Annotated in this window: 17 protein-coding genes; 13 read left to right on the forward strand and 4 right to left on the reverse strand. The window is 66.3% G+C overall.

Translation table 11 applies throughout. The features are described from left to right. Positions 1-31 precede the first annotated feature (31 nt). Together ACQCSZ_RS03300 and xseA are read right to left on the reverse strand one after the other, a co-directional pair. Positions 32-262: an exodeoxyribonuclease VII small subunit gene (locus ACQCSZ_RS03300; protein ID WP_211880762.1), complete on the reverse strand. Its 231-nt coding sequence runs from the start codon at positions 260-262 to the stop codon at positions 32-34. Between the two features lie 90 nt (positions 263-352). Beyond that, on the reverse strand, positions 353-1642 hold the full coding sequence (gene xseA / locus ACQCSZ_RS03305; protein WP_427006680.1) for an exodeoxyribonuclease VII large subunit: 1290 nt from the start codon (positions 1640-1642) through the stop codon (positions 353-355). A 234-nt stretch (positions 1643-1876) separates the two neighbouring features. On the opposite strand from xseA, the gene ACQCSZ_RS03310 reads away from it, so the two are divergent. Together ACQCSZ_RS03310 and ACQCSZ_RS03315 are read left to right on the forward strand one after the other, a co-directional pair. Next, positions 1877-2719 (forward strand): hypothetical protein, encoded by an 843-nt coding sequence (locus ACQCSZ_RS03310; protein ID WP_427006681.1) that lies wholly within the window; start codon positions 1877-1879, stop codon positions 2717-2719. Positions 2720-2855: 136 nt separating this feature from the next. Beyond that, on the forward strand, positions 2856-3947 hold the full coding sequence (locus tag ACQCSZ_RS03315; RefSeq protein ID WP_427006682.1) for a 4-hydroxy-3-methylbut-2-enyl diphosphate reductase: 1092 nt from the start codon (positions 2856-2858) through the stop codon (positions 3945-3947). On the opposite strand, the gene ACQCSZ_RS03320 is transcribed toward ACQCSZ_RS03315, so the two are convergent. Beyond that, complete coding sequence (locus ACQCSZ_RS03320) at positions 3944-5194, reverse strand: DNA recombination protein RmuC (RefSeq protein ID WP_427006683.1); 1251 nt, start codon at positions 5192-5194, stop codon at positions 3944-3946. The genes ACQCSZ_RS03315 and ACQCSZ_RS03320 overlap by 4 nt on opposite strands. 129 nt (positions 5195-5323) lie before the next feature. Here ACQCSZ_RS03320 and ychF point away from each other — a divergent pair, with 129 nt between their 5' ends. From ychF to ACQCSZ_RS03360, 8 genes are all read left to right on the forward strand, one after another. Further along, a complete protein-coding gene (ychF, locus tag ACQCSZ_RS03325) occupies positions 5324-6409 on the forward strand; it encodes a redox-regulated ATPase YchF (RefSeq protein WP_427006684.1) in 1086 nt (361 codons plus the stop codon). A 124-nt stretch (positions 6410-6533) separates the two neighbouring features. Continuing rightward, positions 6534-6731 (forward strand): type II toxin-antitoxin system VapB family antitoxin, encoded by a 198-nt coding sequence (locus ACQCSZ_RS03330; protein ID WP_427006685.1) that lies wholly within the window; start codon positions 6534-6536, stop codon positions 6729-6731. Then, positions 6728-7099, forward strand: a complete 372-nt coding sequence (locus tag ACQCSZ_RS03335; RefSeq protein ID WP_427006686.1) for a type II toxin-antitoxin system VapC family toxin — start codon at positions 6728-6730, stop codon at positions 7097-7099. The genes ACQCSZ_RS03330 and ACQCSZ_RS03335 overlap by 4 nt, the downstream gene beginning before the upstream one ends. 553 nt (positions 7100-7652) lie before the next feature. Beyond that, positions 7653-9431: an ABC transporter family substrate-binding protein gene (locus ACQCSZ_RS03340; RefSeq protein WP_427006687.1), complete on the forward strand. Its 1779-nt coding sequence runs from the start codon at positions 7653-7655 to the stop codon at positions 9429-9431. A 355-nt stretch (positions 9432-9786) separates the two neighbouring features. Further along, positions 9787-11427, forward strand: a complete 1641-nt coding sequence (locus ACQCSZ_RS03345) for a peptide ABC transporter substrate-binding protein (protein WP_427006688.1) — start codon at positions 9787-9789, stop codon at positions 11425-11427. Positions 11428-11641: 214 nt separating this feature from the next. Then, on the forward strand, positions 11642-12571 hold the full coding sequence (locus ACQCSZ_RS03350; protein WP_211880772.1) for an ABC transporter permease: 930 nt from the start codon (positions 11642-11644) through the stop codon (positions 12569-12571). Continuing rightward, positions 12561-13556 (forward strand): ABC transporter permease, encoded by a 996-nt coding sequence (locus tag ACQCSZ_RS03355; RefSeq protein WP_427006689.1) that lies wholly within the window; start codon positions 12561-12563, stop codon positions 13554-13556. Before ACQCSZ_RS03350 ends, ACQCSZ_RS03355 begins: the two co-directional genes overlap by 11 nt. An 11-nt stretch (positions 13557-13567) precedes the next feature. Further along, positions 13568-15283 carry a dipeptide ABC transporter ATP-binding protein gene (locus ACQCSZ_RS03360; protein WP_427006690.1) on the forward strand — a complete coding sequence of 572 codons (1716 nt, stop codon included), beginning with the start codon at positions 13568-13570 and terminating at the stop codon, positions 15281-15283. Positions 15284-15379: 96 nt separating this feature from the next. On the opposite strand, the gene ACQCSZ_RS03365 is transcribed toward ACQCSZ_RS03360, so the two are convergent. Continuing rightward, positions 15380-16291, reverse strand: coding sequence for an SGNH/GDSL hydrolase family protein (locus ACQCSZ_RS03365; RefSeq protein WP_427006691.1), 912 nt, complete (start codon positions 16289-16291; stop codon positions 15380-15382). Between the two features lie 280 nt (positions 16292-16571). On the opposite strand from ACQCSZ_RS03365, the gene typA reads away from it, so the two are divergent. The 3 genes from typA to ACQCSZ_RS03380 all read left to right on the forward strand — a co-directional run bounded on the left by typA (position 16572) and on the right by ACQCSZ_RS03380 (position 19975). Beyond that, positions 16572-18500, forward strand: coding sequence for a translational GTPase TypA (typA, locus tag ACQCSZ_RS03370; protein WP_427006692.1), 1929 nt, complete (start codon positions 16572-16574; stop codon positions 18498-18500). Positions 18501-18534: 34 nt separating this feature from the next. After that, entirely contained in the window at positions 18535-18912 is a 378-nt protein-coding gene (locus ACQCSZ_RS03375; protein WP_427006693.1) for a hypothetical protein, read from the forward strand. Positions 18913-19165: 253 nt separating this feature from the next. Beyond that, positions 19166-19975 (forward strand): type IV toxin-antitoxin system AbiEi family antitoxin domain-containing protein, encoded by an 810-nt coding sequence (locus ACQCSZ_RS03380; protein ID WP_427006694.1) that lies wholly within the window; start codon positions 19166-19168, stop codon positions 19973-19975. The last annotated feature ends 262 nt before the right edge of the window (positions 19976-20237 follow it).

A 20237-nucleotide genomic window follows, 5' to 3' on the forward strand; every position in this document is an offset into this window, starting at 1 on the left:
ACGGCCGGCCAGGCTGCGGCCGTCCGCCGGTTCAGCCGTCCTGCGCGGCCTGGTCCCGGGCGGCGGACAGGCGCTTCCGGGCGCCTTCCAGCCACTGTTCACAGCGCTTGGCCAGCGCCTCGCCCCGCTCCCACAGCGCCAGGGACTCCTCCAGGCTGGCGCCACCGGCTTCCAGCCTGCCCACGATGCCGACAAGCTGTTCGCGGGCGTCCTCGTAGCTCAGCGCGTCGATATCGGCGTTCGGCTTCGTTTCTGCTGCCATGTGGTGCTCCTTGTTTATTGGCTTCATCCCGGGGACGGGTCATTCTGATGGAAAGCTCAGGGTGGAATATTCAGGCGGGGTTCCGCCGGTTCAGCTGTCGGCGGGGTCCTGGCCGCCGGTGGACTGTGCGGTGAACCTGCCGCCGGCCACGCGGACCGTCAGCGGGGTTCCGGCCGGCGCCTGCGAGGGGTGCCGGACAACCTCCCGGCGCGTCCCGGGGACCGGTGACTCCCCGTCGCTGAGCTGCACGACGGCGTAACCACGGTCGAGGGTCTTCTGCGGCGACAGTGCACGGACCTGCGCCCGGAGATGGACCAGCTGGTCCGCGGCCCGCACCACCGCGGTGTTGATGGCCGCATGGGAGCGGCCCTTGAGCCGTTCGACGTCGTCGAGCCGGGTGCCGACCATGACTTCGGGGGAGGCCAGCACCGGACGGGAGCGCAGCGCGGCCAGCCGGTCGGTTTCCCGCTCCACGAGCCGGGTGACGCCGCGGCGGAGATGGTCCCGCGCCTGCCGCACCCGGGTGAGCTCCTCCACGACGTCCGGAACGATCCTCTTGGCGGCGTCGGTGGGCGTCGAAGCCCGGAGGTCTGCCACGTCGTCGAGGATCGGCCGGTCCGCCTCATGGCCGATCGCGCTCACCACCGGCGTGGCGGCGTCGGACACGGCCCGGATGAGCTCCTCGTTGCTGAACGGCAGCAGGTCCTCCAGGGCTCCGCCGCCGCGGGTGATCACGATGACGTCAACGACGGGGTGGGCGTCAAGCTCCTGCAGCGCGGCGATGATCTGCGCGACGGCGGTGTTGCCCTGGACCGCGACCTCGCGGATCTCGAATTCGACGGCGGGCCAGCGCAGGGCCGCGTTGCGCAGCACGTCCTTCTTGGCGTCCGAGTCGCGGCCGGTGATCAGGCCGATCCGGTGGGGGAGCAGGGGGAGCCGTTTCTTGCGGGCGTCCGAGAACAGGCCCTCCGCCGCGAGGGCCTGGCGCAGCCGTTCGATCCGGGCAAGGAGATCTCCGAGGCCCACCGGCCGGATGTCCTTCACCGACATGCTCAGCCGTCCGGTCTTGAGCCAGAACTCGGCCTTGAGCAGGGCCACCACGCGGGAGCCCCGTTCCAGCGGGGTCTGCTGGCGGTCCAGCACATTGGTCCAGACCGATGCCGGCAGCGAAATTTCCGCGTCGATGTCCCGCAGGGTCAGGTAGGCGTTGCCGCCGCGCCGGTTCAGCTCGATGACCTGGCCCTCAACCCAGGCCGAGGGTGCGCGGTCGATGTGCATCTTGAGTTTCTGGGACAGCAGCTGCAGCGGCCAGGGGTTGTCCGGGCTGGTTTCCGCTGCCGTGGCGGGGAGCGTGGTGGCCGCCGCCAGGTCCTCAGACATGCCTGTACCCGGTGGCGGAGGGTGCGGTGTGCATTTGCGTTGGTTTCCTTTGCCGGGGCGGAGCCGCCAGCAGGTACGTTTCCCAGGGTTTCCTCAGGAGGGGGCACAGGCCGACAGCTGGAACTTGTCTGTTTCAACTCTATCCATTGCTTTACCACCAGGGCCGGACGTTATAGCCCGCCGGGCCAGCACCCGTAGGATGGCAGTATCCCTCCGACTTCCTAGGACTCTGTCTTGCGTACTTTTGTCTCGGCCGCTGCTGTGCTCATCGGGCTCCTGATGGCGGCTGTCGCTGTTCCCGCAATCTGGGTTGACCGGAACATCGTCCGGGAAGACGGTTTCGTCGCGCTGGCCGCGCCGCTGGGCCAGGACCCCGTTTTCCAGCGCAGGCTCGCCACCGCCGCCGTCGGAAGCCTCGGCGGCGCGGACCGGATCCCTGAAGCCGTCGCCGAACTGGCCCGGCCGATCCTGGACAAGGCGGCCCAGTCCCTGACCGGGATGCCCGGGTACCCCGGTGCCTGGGCGGAAACGCTGCGCAGGAGCCACCGGCTCACCTTCGCCAATCCCGGCACCCTGCCGCCGGAGGCCGCCGGCGCCACCGCGCTGACGCTCGACGTCGCACCGCTGGTCGGACTCGTCGCGAAGGAGGTGTCGGACGCCACGAACCTGCCGCTCGCGGCACCGGAGCAGGTGCTGATCCACATCGGGCAGTCCAACCAGCGCCAGGCCGTCGAGAGGGTCGCGGCGTACGCGCCGATGGGCTATGCCGTGGCCATCGGAGCCGCGATCGCCTTCCTGCTGGCCCTGGTCGCCGCGCGGCGCCGGTGGACCGTCCTGGCGGGGACCGGGGCGGGCGCGCTGGTGCTGGCCGGGGCATGGAAGCTGGCCGCAGATGCCGGCGGCGGCGCCCTGGCCGGGACCTCCAGCGGCAACGAGATGGCCGACATATTCACGCGCGAGTTTGCGTCGGCGTCCGCTGGCATTTTCGGGCAGTGGATCCTGACGGTTGCGCTGGCAGGCGGGGTCCTGCTGGTCGTCGGACTGCTGCTTCGCGCCGTCGGCGGCCGCCGGGCCTGAACACCGCCTGAACTCCGGCGGAACCCCGGCTTTGAACTCCGGCGGAACCCCGGCTTTGAACACCGGCGGAACCCCGGCTTTGAACACCGGCGGGAGCCCAAAAACTGGCGTCTTTGAACACCGGTAGCATTGAAGGATGACCTCCACCGCAGTCTCCATCCCGATGCCATCCGTTCCGCGCCGGCGGCGTTCACCGGAAGATGTGCTGGCCGCGTCGCCCGTCACCGGTCCGAAGAAGGTGCTGCTCGCGGCACCGCGCGGCTACTGCGCCGGCGTGGACCGCGCCGTCATCGCGGTGGAAAAAGCCCTGGAACATTACGGTCCGCCCGTCTACGTGCGCAAGCAGATCGTGCACAACGTCCATGTGGTCAGCTCCCTTGAAGAAAAAGGGGCGATCTTCGTTGACGAAACGGACGAGGTCCCCGAGGGCGCCCTCGTGATCTTCTCCGCCCACGGCGTCTCGCCCGCGGTGGTCCAGTCCGCGGAGGACCGCGGCCTGCGGACCATCGATGCCACCTGCCCGCTCGTGACCAAGGTGCACAAGGAGGCGGTCCGCTTCGCCAAGGACGATTTCGACATCCTGCTGATCGGCCACGACGGCCACGAGGAAGTCGAAGGGACGGCCGGCGAGGCGCCCGAGCACATCCAGATCATCAACGGCCCGCACGAGGTCGACAAGGTCACGGTCCGGGACCCCGAGAAGGTCATCTGGCTTTCCCAGACCACCCTCAGCGTGGACGAGACCATGGAGACCGTCAGGCTCCTGAAGGAACGCTTCCCCACCCTGCAGGACCCGCCCAGCGACGACATCTGTTACGCCACCACCAACCGCCAGGTCGCCATCAAGAAGATCTCGCCGCAGGCGGACCTCGTGATCGTGGTGGGTTCGGCCAACTCCTCCAACTCCGTCCGCCTCGTCGAGGTGGCGCTGGAGTACGGGGCGAAGGCGTCCTACCGTGTCGACTTCGCCAACGAGGTGGACGAGGCCTGGTTCGAGGGCGTCGCCACCGTCGGCGTGACGTCCGGAGCCTCCGTCCCGGAGGTTCTGGTCAAGGACGTGCTGCGGCTCCTTGCCGACTACGGTTACGGCGCCGTGGAGGAAGTCGTCACGGCCGAGGAGGACCTGCTCTTCTCCCTGCCCAAGGAGCTCCGGGCCACCCTCAAGCAGGCCGGGGACGTCACGCGGGCCCTCGGCGGCCGCGGAACCCGCCCGGCCGAGCACGCTTAAGCGGCGGACTCCGCGGCGTCGTGCCCTGGCTGCAGCTCCGGGGCCGCCACCGAACGCGGCGTCACCTCGATGGAGGCGGGCGTGATGAGCCCGGCGGACTCGAGGGCATTGAGCTTCCTTGCCGTCGGCAGTACCCGGGCCTCGAGCGTGCCGACCAGGGAGTTGTAGCGGTCCACCGAGGTCTTCAGCGAGGACCCGAGCTTGGTCACGTTTTCGCCGAGCGTGCCCATCCGCTCGTAGAGCTGCCGGGCGAGTTCAAAGAGCTCCCGGGCGCTGTCGGTCAGCACATCCTGCCGCCAGGTGAAGGCGACCGACTTCAGCACCGCGAGCAAGGTCCCGGGCGAGGCCAGGACCACATTCTTGGACAGCGAGTAGTCCAGCAGGGCCGGGTCCGCCGCCAGCGCGGCGGCGAGGATGGATTCCGCCGGCAGGAAGCAGACCACGAGTTCGGGGGAGTTGCCGGGGATGTCCCAGTACTTCTTGGTGCTCAAGGCATCCACATGGGCCTTCAGGGCCTTCGCATGGGCAGCCAGGTGCGCCTGCTGCCCGCTGGCCGTCTGCCCGAGCTGCAGGCCGCCCTGCTGGCTGTCGACAGACGAGCCCAGCTCCTGCGCCGCAAGATAGGAGGCCAGCGGGACCTTCGCATCGACAACCAGCAGCTTGTCCCCGGGCAGCTGCACCACGAGGTCGGGCCGGACGCTGTTCTCCGTGGCGGATCCCTGCAGCTGCCTGCTCTGCACCTGCTCATGGAAATCGACGTGCCGCAGCATCCCGGCCGCTTCCACCACCCGCCGCAGCTGGACCTCGCCCCACTGGCCGCGTGCGCTGTTGGAACGGAGTGCCGATTCCAGGGCATGCGTTGAGCGCAGGAGCTGCTCATCGGACAGCCGCGCCTCCTGCAGCTGCTGGGCCAGCTGGCCGTACTGCTCCAGCCGGTCCCGCTCCAGCAGCGAAACCTGCTGCTGCACGGCGGTGAGCTTCTCCGCTACCGGCGCCAGCGCACGCAGCACGCTGCCGTCCTGGCTCCGTGATTCGCCCAGCTCGCGGTTCTGCGCCGCCAAAAGGCGCCGCTCGGCGTCGGCCGCGGCAAACTGGGCGCTGACCTCGGAAAGCCGGGCCGAAACGCCGTCGAAGTCCTGCTCCACGGCCAGATAGCGGCGCCGGAGCAACAGATAGGCGACGGCGGCGCCGGCAATGGCGCCCACGAGCAGCATGAGCAGGGCAAGAATAAGTCCAAAAGCGTCCATGAGTTCACTCTGGCATGCCCCTGTGACAGTTTTGCGCTGCCGCCCCAACGGCCTCCCCAACTGCGGCCCCAACAGGCGACCCGGCCCGCAGGGCAGGGCTCCCGGCCCGTGCGGGTAGAATGTATGTCCGTGGCTCTTACTATTGGCATCGTCGGACTGCCCAACGTCGGCAAATCAACTCTTTTCAATGCACTGACCCGGAACCAGGTGCTCGCGGCGAACTATCCGTTCGCCACGATCGAGCCCAACATCGGCGTCGTGAACCTGCCCGACCCCCGGCTTGCAAAGCTCGCCGGCATCTTCGGCTCCGCCCGGCTGCTGCCCGCCCCTGTGTCCTTCGTGGACATCGCCGGGATCGTGAAAGGCGCGTCGGAGGGTGAAGGCCTGGGCAACAAGTTCCTGGCCAACATCCGTGAGGCCGAGGCCATCGCCCAGGTTGTCCGCGTGTTCGATGACCCTGACGTCATCCATGTCGACGGCAAGGTCGATCCCCGCTCGGACATGGAGACCATCAACACCGAGCTGATCCTGGCCGACCTTCAGACCATCGAAAATGCCATTCCCCGGATCGAAAAAGAAGTCAAGATCAAGAAGCGCGAGGCTGCCGAGCTGGCGGCCATCAAGGCCGCACAGGCCGTGCTGGAGCGCGGCGACACGATCTTCTCCTCGGTCAAGAGCGACAAGCTGGAGATGGAGCACCTCAAGGAGCTCAGCCTCCTGACGGCCAAGCCCTTCATCTATGTCTTCAACGCCGACGAGGGAATCCTGGGCAGCCCGGAAAAGCAGGAGGAACTGCGGGCCATGGTTGCCCCGGCGGACGCCATCTTCCTGGATGCCAAGCTCGAATCCGACCTTGTTGAACTGGACGAGGAAGAAGCCCGCGAGATGCTGGAAATGAACGGCCAGGACGAATCAGGCCTGGACCAGCTGGCCCGCGTCGGATTCCACACCCTGGGACTCCAGACCTACCTCACGGCTGGCCCCAAGGAAACCCGCGCGTGGACCATCCACCGAGGGGACACCGCCCCGCAGGCGGCCGGTGTGATCCACTCAGATTTCCAGCGCGGATTCATCAAGGCCGAAGTCGTCTCCTTCGACGATCTGATCGATGCCGGCTCAATGGCGGAGGCGAAGGCCCGCGGCAAGGTCCGGATCGAAGGCAAGGAATACGTCATGGCCGACGGCGACGTCGTGGAGTTCCGCTTCAACGTGTAATCCCGCTCCGTTCGGGCGTCACGCAGCCTGGCAAAACTGGGTGGTTTTCGTTGGCGGCAGAGGCTCGTTGATCATCTGTTTCGGCATCATATGATGATACTCTTGATGCTAGAAGGAGGTTCTGATGAGGACGACGGTGAACATCGACGACGAGCTCCTGGCCCGGGCAAGTGAACTGACGGGCATCACCGAGAAATCAGCTCTCCTGCGCGTCGGACTGACGACTTTGATCCGTGTCGAGAGCGCCAGGCGGCTCGCAGCCCTGGGCGGCTCCGACGGCTCCGCGAGCTCGGCGCCGCGACGCCGAGAGGGTGCCGCGTGATCCTGGTCGACACTTCGATCTGGATCGACCACCTGCGCGCATCCGAGCCCGGACTCATCACGCTCCTAGATGACGACGAGGTTGGGTGCCATCCATACGTGATCGAGGAGTTGGCGCTCGGGTCGATCAAGCAGCGCGAGGTTGTGCTGGACCTCCTGGAAAGCCTGGGCCAGTTCCCGGTCCTGAGCCATGCGGAAGTGATGACGCTTGTCAGCGGTCGGCGACTCTGGGGACGCGGTCTCAGTGCAGTGGACGGGCATCTCCTGGGCGCGGTCGCGTTGGTCGCCGGGGCTCGGCTTTGGACGCGCGACAAGCGATTGATCGCGGCATGCCGCGACGTCGGTGTTGGCTACGTCGACGAGCCGTAAGGTTGCCCTCGTCGATTGTGGAGCATGGCGATCTCCTGCCGCCTCCGCAGTCTGAGTCGACGTTGATCACACGGCTGGAACTGTCCCGGCAGGGTTCACGGTGCGTCGTAATGTGGGTCGATTCATCCGGCCGGGCATTCGCTCGGAGCATCCCAGCAGCGGATACACCGCAGGGCGGTCAGCCTTGCTCCTGTCGGCACTCAGCCGGGGATCTCGCAAATCGGCTCAGTCGCCGAGCCGTCGTCGCGCAACGCGTTCCCCAGCCTGTGGCGAGTTTCCTAAGGTTTTTCCGCTACGGAACGCGGTGGAGTTCCGCTTCAACGTGTGAATTGCCCCGCGATTCAGACCAATAGTTGACCCTGTAAGGATCCACCCGAGGGCCCCGGTTTTCTGAACCGGGGCCCTCCCGGGTTCGGCTTTCTTCGTGAACCGGCTGTTTGCGGCTACGCTTCATCCCAGATGAGACGGGCCATGCTGCCGCCAGGGGAGTGTGGGCAACTGTCCGGTGCTGACGGTCCCGGGCCTCTCCCCCTGACAGAAACATGGAGGCGGAATGCGTTCGGGTCGTATCACCAAAGCAGTGGGCGTGGTAGTAGCGGCCGTCCTCGCCCTCAGCGGCTGCGCGGGCGGCAGCAGCGGCCCGACCCCGACGAGCGCCCCGGCAGGCAAGGCAGGCGGATCGGCGACCGTCGCGGAGGTGAACGCCTTCAGCACGTTCAACCCCAACACGGCCGCAGGCAATGTCGACGTCAACTCTAAGGTCAGCTACGCCACGCACTCCGGCTTCTTCTACCTCGACAGCAAGCTGAACATCGTCCGCAACGACAAGTTCGGCAGGATGGAGAAGACCTCGGACAACCCGCTCACCGTCAGGTACACGGTCAATGAGGGCGTCAAATGGTCCGACGGCACCCCCGTGACCGCAGCCGACCTCCTGCTGCAGTGGGCCGCCTTCTCCGGCTACTACGACGACGCCGATCCGGTAGCCAAGACCGGAACGTCGTACTTCTCCTACGCCGGCGGCCCGACCGGCCTTGCTCTGACCGGCTTCCCGGAACTCGGCTCGGACGGACGGTCCATGACCGTGAAGTACTCCCGCCCCTTTACCGACTGGGAAACGGCGCTCGGCGGACCAGGGATCGACATCCCGGCCCACGTCCTCGCTGCGAAGGCCGGCCTGCGGGACACCAAGGCATTCATCGAGCTCCTCAAAGGCATCCCGCGCGGCGATTCCAAGGCGCCGAGGCCGGCCGACGCCCGGCTGCAGGCCCTGTCCGGGCTGTGGAACACCGGTTTTGATGCCAAGACGCTGCCGGCTGACCCGAGCCTGTACCTGTCCAACGGCCCGTTCATCGTCAGGAGCATCAACCAGGACGAGTCGTTGACCATGGTGAAGAACAAGGACTACAACTGGGGTCCGGAAGCCAAACTGGACGAAATCACCGTCCGCTACATCGGCTCCGCTGCGGCCCAGGTCCAGGCGCTCAGGAACGGCGGGGCGGACATCATCGCGCCGCAGGCCTCCGCCGAAACGGTGGAGCAGCTCAAGGCGCTGGAAAGCCAGGGCGTCACGCTGGACCGCGGCAGCCGGCTCGCCTACGAACACCTCGACCTGAACTACAGCGGTCCGTTTGCCGACAAGGATGTCCGCGAGGCATTCATGAAGGCCGTCCCGCGCAAGGACATCGTCGACAAGATCGTCAGGAAGCTGGATCCTAACGCGAAGCCGCTTGACTCCCAGCTCTTCCTGCCGGACCAGGCTGCATACCAGGACTCAGCCCGGAACAACGGTTCCTCGGCCTACCAGGACACGGACATCGAGGGCGCCAGGAAGCTCCTGAACGGTGCCGCGCCGGCGGTCCGCATCATGTACAACAAGGAGAATCCCAACAACGTCGACGCCTACTCGCTGATCCGGGAGTCCGCCACCAAGGCAGGCTTCACGGTCATCGACGGCGGCCTCGGCAAATCCGACTGGGGCGCCGCGCTGGGCAAGGGCGGCTACGATGCCGCCCTGTTCGGCTGGAGCAACGCAGGCGTCGGCGTCTCCGGAGTTCCGCAGGTCTTCAGGTCGGGCAGCGACTCCAACTACAACCGGTTCAGCGACCAGGAAACCGACCGGCTGCTGGACGAACTCGTTGTCACCACCGACCGCAGCAAACAGGACGGGATCCTGACGGAGATCGACAAAAAGGTCTGGGATTCCGCGTACGGCCTCCCGCTGTACGCGAGCGTCGGCGTCGACGCGTACAGCAGCCGCATCACCGGCGTGAAGTACATGCCGAACCAGACCGGTGTCTGGTGGAACTTCTGGGAGTGGGCCCGGACGTAACCGCGGGCCGCAAGGAACACGTTGCCCGAAAGGGCCCCAAGCCCGGCGGCGGACCCCGCCCTTAGACCCCGCGGCCGACCCCTGCCAGGGGCCATTTCCAGTTAACGGGTCATAACGGGGACGGCCCGCGCGGCGCATACTACCAGCGGGTAGCATGTGATGTGAAATACATTTCCGGCCGCCTTCACGCTCACGCCCTTATCGCATCACGGTTTGGCAACAGAGTTCCACTATTCGGACATTTTGCGGCTAGGCTACTTCAACATGTAGGCCACGTCACAGGAAATCCCTGTGCCGGGCCTGCCCGGAACACGAGTTTTTCCCTGACGAACTCCCACAACTCACAGGAGGCGGAATGCGTTTTTCGCGCACTTCCAAAGCACTGGGCATGGCGGCCATCGCCGCTCTTGCCCTGACCGGATGCGGTGCCGGCGCCCCGGCTGCCGGCGGCGGCAGCACCGGCGGCGACACCAGCAAGGTAATCCTTGTGGACGGTTCCGAGCCGCAGCGTCCGCTGATGCCGGCCGACACCAACGAGGTCGGCGGCGGCAAAGTCATGCAGATGATGTTCGCGGGCCTCGTCAGCTACGATCCCAGCGGCAAGCCCGTCAATGAACTGGCGGAATCCATTGAAGGCAAGGACGGGCAGAACTTCACCATCAAGATCAAGAAGGACCAGAAGTTCACCAACGGCGAGGCTATCACCGCCAAGACGTTCGTCGACTCCTGGAACTTCGGCGCGGCCGCCAAGAACGCGCAGCTCAGCGGCAGCTTCTTCGAGAGCATCAAGGGCTACGACGAGGCCAGTGCGGAAGGCTCGACCGTCGAGACCATGTCAGGCCTGGAGGTGGTTGACGACCAGACCTTCACCGTCGCGCTGAAGCAGCCGGAATCCGACTGGCCGTTGCGCCTTGGCTACACCGCCTTCGTGCCGGTCCCTTCCGGTGCGCTCAAGGACCCGAAGGCCTTCGGCGAGAAGCCTGTCGGCAACGGCCCGTACAAGATGGCCGACGGCGGCTGGCAGCACAACGTGCAGATCCAGCTCGTTCCGAACCCGGACTACAACGGTCCCCGCAAGCCCAAGAATGCCGGCGTGACGTTCAAGATCTTCCAGAACGACGACGCCGCCTACCAGGACCTGCTGTCCAACAACCTGGACGTCCTGCAGGTAATCCCCACCAGCGCCCTGAAGAACTTCAAGTCTGACCTCGGCGACCGCACCATCAACAAGCCGTACGCCGGCAACCAGACCATCGCGATCCCGGAATACCTGCCGGAGTGGAGCGGCGAGGCAGGCAAGCTCCGCCGCCAGGCCATCTCGATGGCGATCAACCGCGACGAGATCACCAAGGTGATCTTCAGCGGCGCGCGCCAGCCCGCCAAGGACTTCACGGCTCCCGTGCTTGACGGCTACAGCGCCTCGATCCCGGGCTCGGAGAACCTGGTGTTCGATGCGGCCAAGGCCAAGGACGCCTGGGCCAAGGCCGACGCGATCCAGAAGTGGGACGCCGACAAGACGTTCACCATCGCCTACAACGCCGACAAGGGCGGACACAAGGCCTGGGTCGAAGCCGTCGTCAACCAGCTCAAGAACACCCTCGGCATCAAGGTCGAAGGCAAGCCGTACGCGACCTTCAAGGAATCCCGCGACGACGCAACCGCCAAGACCCTCACCGGTGCCATCCGCTCCGGCTGGCAGGCGGACTACCCGTCGCTGTACAACTTCCTGGGTCCGATCTACAAGACCGATGCCGGCGCCAACGACGCCAAGTACGCCAACCCGGTGTTCGACAAGACCATCGCGGACGGTTTGAACGCCTCGTCCGTCAGCGACGGCAACAAGGCCATGAACAAGGCCCAGGAGATCCTCCTGACGGATCTTCCGGCGATCCCCCTGTGGTACCAGGTCGCCCAGGGCGGCTGGAGCGACAAGGTGACCAACGTTGACTACGGCTGGGACGGCGTTCCGCTGTACTACAACATCACCGGCAAGTAACAACCGGACGACGGCGGGGGTTGCCCGGTCCGGGGCCTCCGCCGTCGTCCTGCTTCCGCATTTTCCTCATGGCCCGGGCCCCGGGTGTACTTTCGCAAGCCGCACGCCGTGAGTGAACCGGCGTCGGCCTGCACCCATAGTGAAAAGGTTCTTCGATGAACAACTCCACCGCATCCCCGGACAGGATGCCTGCCCACGGGAGTGTGCTTCGCTGATGGCGACCTACATTCTCAAGCGTTTCCTCCAACTGATCCCCGTTTTCCTCGGCGCCACGCTGCTGGTCTACTTCCTGGTCTTCAGCCTCCCCGGCGATCCCATCGCGGCGCTCTTCGGGGACAAGCCGGTCAACGAGGCCGTCGCGGCGAAGCTGAGGGTCCAGTACCACCTGGACCAGCCGTTCTTCATGCAATACCTGCTCTATCTGAAGAGCATCTTCACCTTTGACCTGGGCCAGGACTTCTCCGGGCGCCCCATCGCCGCGGTGCTGGCCGAAGTCTTCCCGGTCACGGCCCGCCTGGCCGTCATGGCGCTGATCTTTGAAGCCGTCTTCGGCATCGTCTTCGGCCTCATCGCCGGCCTCCGCAAGGGCAGGTTCTTCGACGCCACGGTCCTGGTGGCATCCCTGGTCGTCATCAGCATCCCGATCTTCGTCCTCGGCTTCCTGCTGCAGTTCACCATCGGCGTCCAGCTCGGCTGGGCCAAGCCGACCGTGAGCTCGGCCGCGACGGTCCAGGATCTGATCCTGCCGGCCATCGTGCTCGGCCTGGCCTCCTTCGCCTACGTCCTGCGCCTGACCCGCACCAGCGTCCTCGAGAACATGAACGCCGACTACGTCCGCACGGCGTCAGCCAAGGGCCTGTCCCGGTTCCGCGTCGTCCGCGTGCACATCCTCCGCAACTCGCTGATCCCCGTCATCACCTTCCTCGGTGCGGACCTGGGAACCCTGATGGGCGGCGCCATCGTGACGGAAGGCATCTTCAACGTGCCCGGCGTCGGCAACCGGCTCTACCGGGCCGTGCTGACGGGAGAAGGCCCCACGGTGGTCTCCATCGTCACAGTGCTGGTCCTCATCTACTGCCTCTCCAACCTCCTCGTTGACCTGCTGTACGCGTGGCTTGACCCTAGGATCCGCTATGACGCCTGAGAACAACACCCCAAGGCACGGCGCCCCCGCCGTCCGTGCACGCCGCCAGATGGAACACTTCGTCGCCGACGTGGCGGAGACGCCGCTGCAGGCAACCGACAAGGTCAGGGAGGACAACGCCCCGCTGAGTCTCTGGGGCGAGGCCTGGCGGAACCTGCGCCGGCAGCCGCTGTTCCTGATTGCGGCCTTCCTCATCCTCGTCGTCATGGCTGTGTCCCTGTTTCCGGGTCTCTTCTCCCCGATCGACCCGTCCTCCGAGGCCTGCCAGCTGGCCAATTCCGACGGCGGCCCGGCTGCCGGCCACCCCCTGGGGTACACCCAGCAGGGCTGCGACGTGTACGCACGGGTCATCTTCGGCACCCGCTCCTCGGTGACGGTGGGCCTGTTCACCACCCTCGCTGTCCTCCTGGTCGGCGGCATCATCGGTGCCCTCGCCGGCTACTACGGCGGCTGGGTGGACGCCATCCTGGCCCGCATCAACGACATCTTCTTCGCCCTGCCGCTGATCCTCGGCGCCATCGTCGTCATGCAGCTGCCGATGTTCCGGGCGAACCGGACGGCCTGGACCCTCGTGGTCATCCTGGCCACCTTCGGCTGGCCGCAGCTCGCCCGCATCACCCGCGGAGCCGTGCTGGAGGTCCGCAACGCCGACTTCGTCATGGCGGCCCGCTCGCTGGGCGTGTCCAGGGTCGGCGCGCTCCTGCGCCACGTCCTGCCGAACGCGCTGGCGCCGATCATCGTCGTCGCCACGATTTCACTGGGCACGTTCATCGTTGCCGAATCCACCCTGTCCTTCCTCGGCATCGGGCTGCCGCCGAGCGTCATGTCGTGGGGCAACGACATCCAGGCCGCCCAGTCATCGCTCCGGTCCAACCCGATGCCGCTGCTCTACCCGGCCATCGCGCTGTCCATCACGGTCCTGAGCTTCATCATGCTGGGCGACGCCCTGCGTGATGCCCTCGATCCCAAAGCGCGCAAGCGATGAAAGGGGACGCCATGAACACCTCCGTGGAAATCCTTGAAGCAGGGTACGACGTCGAGCGACCGCTCCTGGAAATCCAGGACCTGGCGATCAGCTTCACTACCAGCAACGGCGAGGTCCAGGCCGTGCGGAACGCGCACCTGACCATCATGCCCGGCGAGACCGTGGCCATTGTGGGCGAGTCCGGGTCCGGCAAATCGACGACGGCGCTGGCCGCCATCGGCCTGCTGCCGGGCAACGGCCGCGTCTCCGCCGGCCGGATCCTGTTCGACGGCGAGGACATCTCGAACGCCGGCGAAAAACGGATGATCGAACTCCGCGGAAACAGCATCGGCATGGTCCCCCAGGACCCCATGTCCAACCTCAACCCGGTGTGGAAGATCGGCTTCCAGGTCCGCGAGACGTTGAAGGCGAACGGGCTGCCCAGCGGCCCCGGGGATGTGGCCAAGGTACTGTCCGAGGCCGGGCTGCCGGACGCCGCACGGCGGGCCAAACAGTATCCGCACGAGTTTTCCGGCGGCATGCGCCAGCGCGCGCTGATCGCCATCGGGCTCTCCTGCCAGCCACGCCTGCTGATCGCCGACGAGCCGACGTCCGCCCTGGACGTGACGGTGCAGCGCCAGATCCTGGACCATCTGGACAAGATGACCTCGGAACTGGGAACGGCGGTACTGCTGATCACCCACGACCTCGGCCTGGCCGCCGAGCGCGCGGACAAGGTCGTGGTCATGTACCGCGGGCAGGTTGTCGAATCCGGGCCGTCGCTGGAGCTGCTGCAGAACCCGCGGCACCCGTACACCCAGCGGCTGGTGGCATCGGCGCCGTCGCTGGCGTCCCGGCGTATCCAGGTGGCCAAGGAACTCGGCGTCGAATCGGACGAACTGCTCGCACCGGGCGAGGACGTCGTGGTTGAGCCGTCCCTGCCCGAAGAGGTCCTGCAGATCGAGAACCTGAGCAAGGTCTTCAAACTGCGCTCCGGCTTCGGCCGTTCGACGGACTTCACCGCCGTGGACGACGTTTCCTTCGGCGTAAGGCGCGGCACGACGACGGCGATCGTGGGGGAGTCGGGTTCCGGCAAGTCCACCGTGGCGCAGATGGTCCTGAACCTCCTGGCGCCGACGTCGGGGAAAATCATCTTCGACGGCGTGGACACGTCCACGCTGAACACCAAGCAGATCTTCGCCTTCCGCCGCCGCGTGCAGCCGATCTTCCAGGACCCGTACGGCTCCCTGGACCCGATGTACAACATCTTCAGGACCATCGAGGAACCGCTGCGGACCCACAGGATCGGGGACAAGGCCAGCCGGGAAAAGAAGGTCCGCGAACTCCTGGACCAGGTGGCCCTGCCGCAGTCGGCCATGCAGCGGTACCCGAATGAGCTCTCCGGCGGCCAGCGGCAGCGCGTCGCGATCGCGCGGGCCCTGGCCCTGGATCCGGAGGTGATCATCTGTGACGAGGCCGTGTCCGCACTGGACGTGCTGGTGCAGGCCCAGGTGCTGAACCTGCTCGCCGAGCTGCAGTCACGGTTGGGCCTGACCTACCTGTTCATCACCCACGACCTGGCGGTGGTCCGCCAGATCGCCGACCACGTGTGTGTGATGGAAAAGGGCAAGCTGGTGGAGACGGGTTCCACCGACGACGTCTTCGATTCGCCGCAGCGGGACTACACCAAGGCCCTGCTCAACGCCATCCCGGGCGCACGCCTCATGCTGCCGCCGGAAGTTGCCTGAGGCGGGCTGATTCCACCGGGCCTTCCATTGGGCAGGAGCCGGTGTCCGCCCTCGCGGCGGGCACCCGCTCCTGCCGTTAAGGTCAAGACCTTAAGGTCAGGATTCCTTGGCCCCGAGCCCCAGTGCCTTCAGCCTCGTGCCCAGCAGCCCTCCGAGGATGTCGTGGCCGGTCGCATTCATGTGGACGCCGTCGGCCAGGAGTTTGCTCAGGTTGTACCGGGTCAGCCAGTCCCCGACGCTGACGAAAGGAATCCCGTTCTTCTCCGCGATCGTTCCCAGCAGGGTGTCGACCTGGGTGCGGCGGCCGCCGCCGTAGTTTGCGCCGCGGGCGAGCGTGCCGATCATGGCGAACCGGCTCGCGGGGTAACGCTGCTGGAGGACGCTGATCAGTTGCTCCGCATTGGCGACGATCTGGGCATCGGTTGCCCCTTTTGCCGCATCATTCCCCCCGCCCTGGATGACTACAAGGGACGGATCACCGTAGGGCAGTTTCCAATCGCCGCGCTGCAGGGCGGTGAGGTAGTTGCCCGTCTTGCCGTTCGCGGCCACGAAACCGGTGCCGCCCAGGCCGCAGAAGAACGGCTTGTAGCCCAGGGCGGCGAGGGCCTGCCGGGGCCACGCGTTGGGCGGCTCGGACTGGGAGTCGCCGATCAGCACGGCCGTGTGCCGGATATCCTCAACGATGACCTCGTCGCGGCCGTTCGCGGGATTCCGGTAGGCCGAGCCGGCCGGCAGCGTGGCGGGATCCGTGCCGGCCCTCGCGAGACTCTTGCTCCCGGTCCCGGTCACGGTCCCGGTCCCGGCCGCCGCTCCGGCACCGGCCGGTTCGCCGGGAGCGCCGCCGGGCGCAAGGAAAGGCGTCCCCTGGATGCCGTGACCCGATCCGGTGCGGGAGCCAGGGACGGCGTCGGGGTTCTGGGAAAGCGGAGCCTGTCCGCAGCCGCCCAGAAGGACGCCAACGGCGAACAACGGTGCGGCCAAGCGGAACAGGGCCGAGGCGTTGCGCATTGATGTCTCCGGACTGGCTTGCTGCTACCTGAGCAATGATGGTGCATGAACGCCCGAAAAACCAGTGACTTTACTCACGGTTAACCAGCGGATTTCGCGCCCCGTCCCCTGCGCCCGGCACTGGCGGTTGGGGTTGGGCTGGCGATTTTAGGCCAATAAATGCCCAATCGTTTAGACTCTTAGAAGGTGCCCTGTGCCAAAAGGGCTTATCCGTCGTGCGTTCCGGTTGGAAATGTCGCGATACAACAGCTGACGTCACCACTGAATCGAGCAATAACGCATGTCTGAAACCACCACCAAAACAACCGCAAACACTGCATCGCGCAGTGACCTGCGCAACGTCGCGATCGTGGCCCACGTTGACCACGGCAAGACCACCCTGGTCGACGCCATGCTCAAGCAGACCAACTCCTTTGCCGCCCACAACCACCTCGAAGACCGCGTCATGGACTCCGGTGACCTGGAACGCGAAAAGGGCATCACCATCCTGGCCAAGAACACCACCGTGGCCTACAACGGACCGTCCTCCAAGGGCGAGACCATCACGATCAACGTGATCGACACCCCGGGCCACGCCGACTTCGGTGGCGAGGTGGAGCGCGGCCTGTCCATGGTCGACGGCGTCGTCCTCCTCGTCGACGCGTCTGAGGGCCCGCTGCCCCAGACCCGCTTCGTGCTGCGCAAGGCCCTGGCCGCGCACCTGCCGGTCATCCTGCTGGTCAACAAGACCGACCGCCCCGACGCGCGGATCGAAGAAGTTGTCCACGAGTCCATGGACCTCCTCCTGGGCCTGGCCTCCGACCTCGCCGACGAAGTTCCGGACCTCGACCTGGACAAGATCCTCAACGTTCCCGTGGTCTACGCCGCCGCCAAGGTCGGCCGCGCCTCCCTCGAGCAGCCCGCCGACGGCTCCGCTCCGGACAACGAGGACCTGGAGCCGCTGTTCCAGACCATCATCGACCACATCCCGGCGCCGACCTACAACCCGGACGGTGTCCTGCAGGCGCACGTCACCAACCTGGACGCCTCCCCGTTCCTGGGCCGCCTGGCGCTGCTGCGCATCTACAATGGCACCCTGCGCAAGGGCCAGACCGTCGCCTGGGCACGTGCCAACGGCGAGCTGAAGAACGTCAAGATCACAGAACTCCTCGCCACGAAGGCCCTGGACCGGGTTCCGACCGAGTCCGCCGGCCCCGGCGAGATCGTCGCCGTCGCCGGCATCGAGGAGATCACCATCGGGGAGACCCTGACCGACGTCGACAACCCGCAGCCGCTGCCGCTGATCACCGTTGACGATCCGGCCATCTCCATGACCATCGGTATCAACACCTCGCCGCTGGCCGGCCGGGTCAAGGGCGCCAAGGTCACGGCTCGCCAGGTCAAAGACCGCCTGGACAAGGAACTGATCGGTAACGTCTCCATCAAGGTGCTCCCCACCGAGCGTCCTGACGCCTGGGAAGTCCAGGGCCGTGGCGAGCTCGCGCTGGCCATCCTCGTCGAGCAGATGCGCCGCGAAGGCTTCGAACTGACCGTCGGCAAGCCGCAGGTTGTCACCCGGACCATCGACGGCAAAATCCACGAGCCGATGGAACACATGACCATCGACGTGCCGGAAGAATACCTCGGCGCCGTCACGCAGCTCATGGCCGCCCGGAAGGGCCGCATGACCAACATGGCCAACCACGGCACCGGCTGGTGCCGCATGGAGTTCATCGTTCCGGCGCGTGGCCTGATCGGTTTCCGCACCAAGTTCCTCACGGACACCCGCGGTGCCGGCATCGCAGCCTCCATCTCCGAGGGCTACGAGCCCTGGGCCGGTCCGATCGAGTACCGCACCAACGGTTCGATGATCGCCGACCGCGCCGGTGTCGTGACGCCGTTCGCCATGATCAACCTGCAGGAACGCGGCTCCTTCTTCGTCCGGCCCACCTCCGAGGTCTACGAGGGCCAGATCGTCGGCGAGAACTCCCGCGCCGATGACATGGACGTGAACATCACCAAGGAAAAGAAGCTCACCAACATGCGTGCCGCTTCCTCCGACACCTTCGAGAACCTGACGCCGCCGCGCGATCTGACCCTCGAAGAGTCCCTCGAATTCGCTCGCGAAGACGAGTGCGTCGAGGTCACCCCGGAAAGCATCCGCATCCGGAAGCTCATCCTGGACGTCAACCAGCGTGCCAAGTCCAACCGGGCCCGCGCCAAGTCCTAGTTCCGGCGATCCTCGCTGAAACAACGGATCATTTGTGAATAAGGGAGCTGCCGGTACGGCAGGCGGCATCGCCGCCGCCGCGCCGGCAGCTCTTTTTGTTGCCGCTGCCGGCACCGCCCTGCACCGGCAGGACGTGCTGCTGGCCGGCGTCGGGCTTCCCTGGGGCGCCGTGGCCGCGTTGCTGCTTCTCGGCTCCGTCGAACTGTGGCTGGGGGCGGCGTTCCGCTCGGTCCTTCCGGCGGCGGCCTGCGGGATCCTCTGTTACGCACTGACGGGCTGGTGGAGCACCCTGGAGACCGGCAAGCGGCTTATCATCGCCGACACGGCGGGGAATCTCTGGATCTTCGGCATGGCAGTCGTCACAGTTGCCATGCTCGCCTGGTGCAGGCGCTACCGGCCGCCGCGGGACTAGCTTCCACCCCCACCCCGCCCCCTCCTTGGGACATGCCCAGCCCCGCCCCACACCCTCCTTGGGACATGCCCATTTTTCGGCCCGGCGGGTGGGCTTAGTGGCATCATGTCCATCCCTGGCGCCTTGCAGCGGGCATGTCCAGGCATGTCCGCGGGACATGCCCTTTCCAGGCCTCGCCGCCTGGACATGCACTTGTGCACATAGCGCCTGGTCCGCCTGTTCATGCCGCGTCCGGCGGCGGCACCATGGCCGGATGGTCAACATCATTGAAGTGCTCTCACGGTACGACGGCGTCGCCCGTGCCAAATATCTTGCCGCGGCGGGAGTCTCGGACTTCCAGCTCAAGGCTGCCATGGCCCGCGGAGACGTTGCCCGGGTTTCCCGGGGCGTCTATGCGCTGCCCGGTGCCGATGCGCAGCTTGTTTCCATCCGCTCTCTTCCGGCCGAGCCGGCCTGCGTCAGCGCTGCACACTTCCGCGGGCTCTGGGTTCTTAACGCCCCGCTCCAGCCCCACGTTGCGCTGACCCACAGCCGGAACTACCCGGGATTCGTCTGCCACAGATCGGCCGCACCCCCGACCCTCATGGACTCGGTGGTCCAAAGCCTGCGATGTCTGCCGGAGCTTGACGGCCTCGTCATCGCCGAATCCGCCGTCGTGCTCAAAGGCCTCCCGCTGTCCGGGCTGCGCGGCCGGCTGGACGGCCGGAACGACGTCAGGGAACGCCGGATCGTGGCCGGGATCGTCCCACAATCGCAGTCAATCATCGAGTGCATGGCCAGGTTTCTCCTGCGGCGGGCCGGCTTCCATGTCGAATCGCAGGTCAATATCCCCGGAATGGGCCATCTGGACCTCATGGTCGACGGCAAGCTCGGCATCGAGACGGACGGCGCCGGCTTCCATATGGACAAGACAAGCTTCGAAGAGGACCGACGGCGGTGGAACGTCACCACCCGGCTCGGAATCCCGACCCTGGTGGTGAGCTACCCGCTGCTCAAGAGCCGACCCCAGGAATTCGTTGCCATGGTCCGTGATGCGCTGAACACTCTCTCCGCCGCGGCGTAACAGTGGACATGTCCCACACAGCGGCTGTGCCACCACTGGACATGCCCCCCTCTGATGGCCGCGACTGGACATATGGCTGAAATGTCCATCGGCAGGACCCGGGGGAGGGCATGTCCAGTGGTGGACGTGGCAAGGGAGCGCTAGGGGAGGGCGTGTCCAGTGGTGGACGTGGCAAGGGAGCGCTAGGGGAGGGCGTGTCCAGTGGTGGACGTGGCAAGGGAGCGCTAGGGGAGGGCGTGTCCAGTGGTGGACGTGGCAAGGG

Origin of the sequence: Pseudarthrobacter sp. H2, assembly GCF_050157045.1 — a bacterium.
In the GTDB taxonomy this organism is placed as follows: domain Bacteria; phylum Actinomycetota; class Actinomycetes; order Actinomycetales; family Micrococcaceae; genus Arthrobacter.

Coding starts and splice junctions, on each gene's coding strand:
- ACQCSZ_RS03300 (WP_211880762.1), bottom strand. CDS start 262: ATGGCAGCAGAAACGAAGCCGAACGCCGATATCGACGCGCTGAGCTAC.
- xseA (WP_427006680.1), bottom strand. CDS start 1,642: ATGTCTGAGGACCTGGCGGCGGCCACCACGCTCCCCGCCACGGCAGCG.
- ACQCSZ_RS03315 (WP_427006682.1), top strand. CDS start 2,856: ATGACCTCCACCGCAGTCTCCATCCCGATGCCATCCGTTCCGCGCCGG.
- ACQCSZ_RS03320 (WP_427006683.1), bottom strand. CDS start 5,194: ATGGACGCTTTTGGACTTATTCTTGCCCTGCTCATGCTGCTCGTGGGC.
- ACQCSZ_RS03330 (WP_427006685.1), top strand. CDS start 6,534: ATGAGGACGACGGTGAACATCGACGACGAGCTCCTGGCCCGGGCAAGT.
- ACQCSZ_RS03340 (WP_427006687.1), top strand. CDS start 7,653: ATGCGTTCGGGTCGTATCACCAAAGCAGTGGGCGTGGTAGTAGCGGCC.
- ACQCSZ_RS03345 (WP_427006688.1), top strand. CDS start 9,787: ATGCGTTTTTCGCGCACTTCCAAAGCACTGGGCATGGCGGCCATCGCC.
- ACQCSZ_RS03350 (WP_211880772.1), top strand. CDS start 11,642: ATGGCGACCTACATTCTCAAGCGTTTCCTCCAACTGATCCCCGTTTTC.
- ACQCSZ_RS03355 (WP_427006689.1), top strand. CDS start 12,561: ATGACGCCTGAGAACAACACCCCAAGGCACGGCGCCCCCGCCGTCCGT.
- ACQCSZ_RS03360 (WP_427006690.1), top strand. CDS start 13,568: ATGAACACCTCCGTGGAAATCCTTGAAGCAGGGTACGACGTCGAGCGA.
- ACQCSZ_RS03365 (WP_427006691.1), bottom strand. CDS start 16,291: ATGCGCAACGCCTCGGCCCTGTTCCGCTTGGCCGCACCGTTGTTCGCC.
- typA (WP_427006692.1), top strand. CDS start 16,572: ATGTCTGAAACCACCACCAAAACAACCGCAAACACTGCATCGCGCAGT.
- ACQCSZ_RS03380 (WP_427006694.1), top strand. CDS start 19,166: ATGGTCAACATCATTGAAGTGCTCTCACGGTACGACGGCGTCGCCCGT.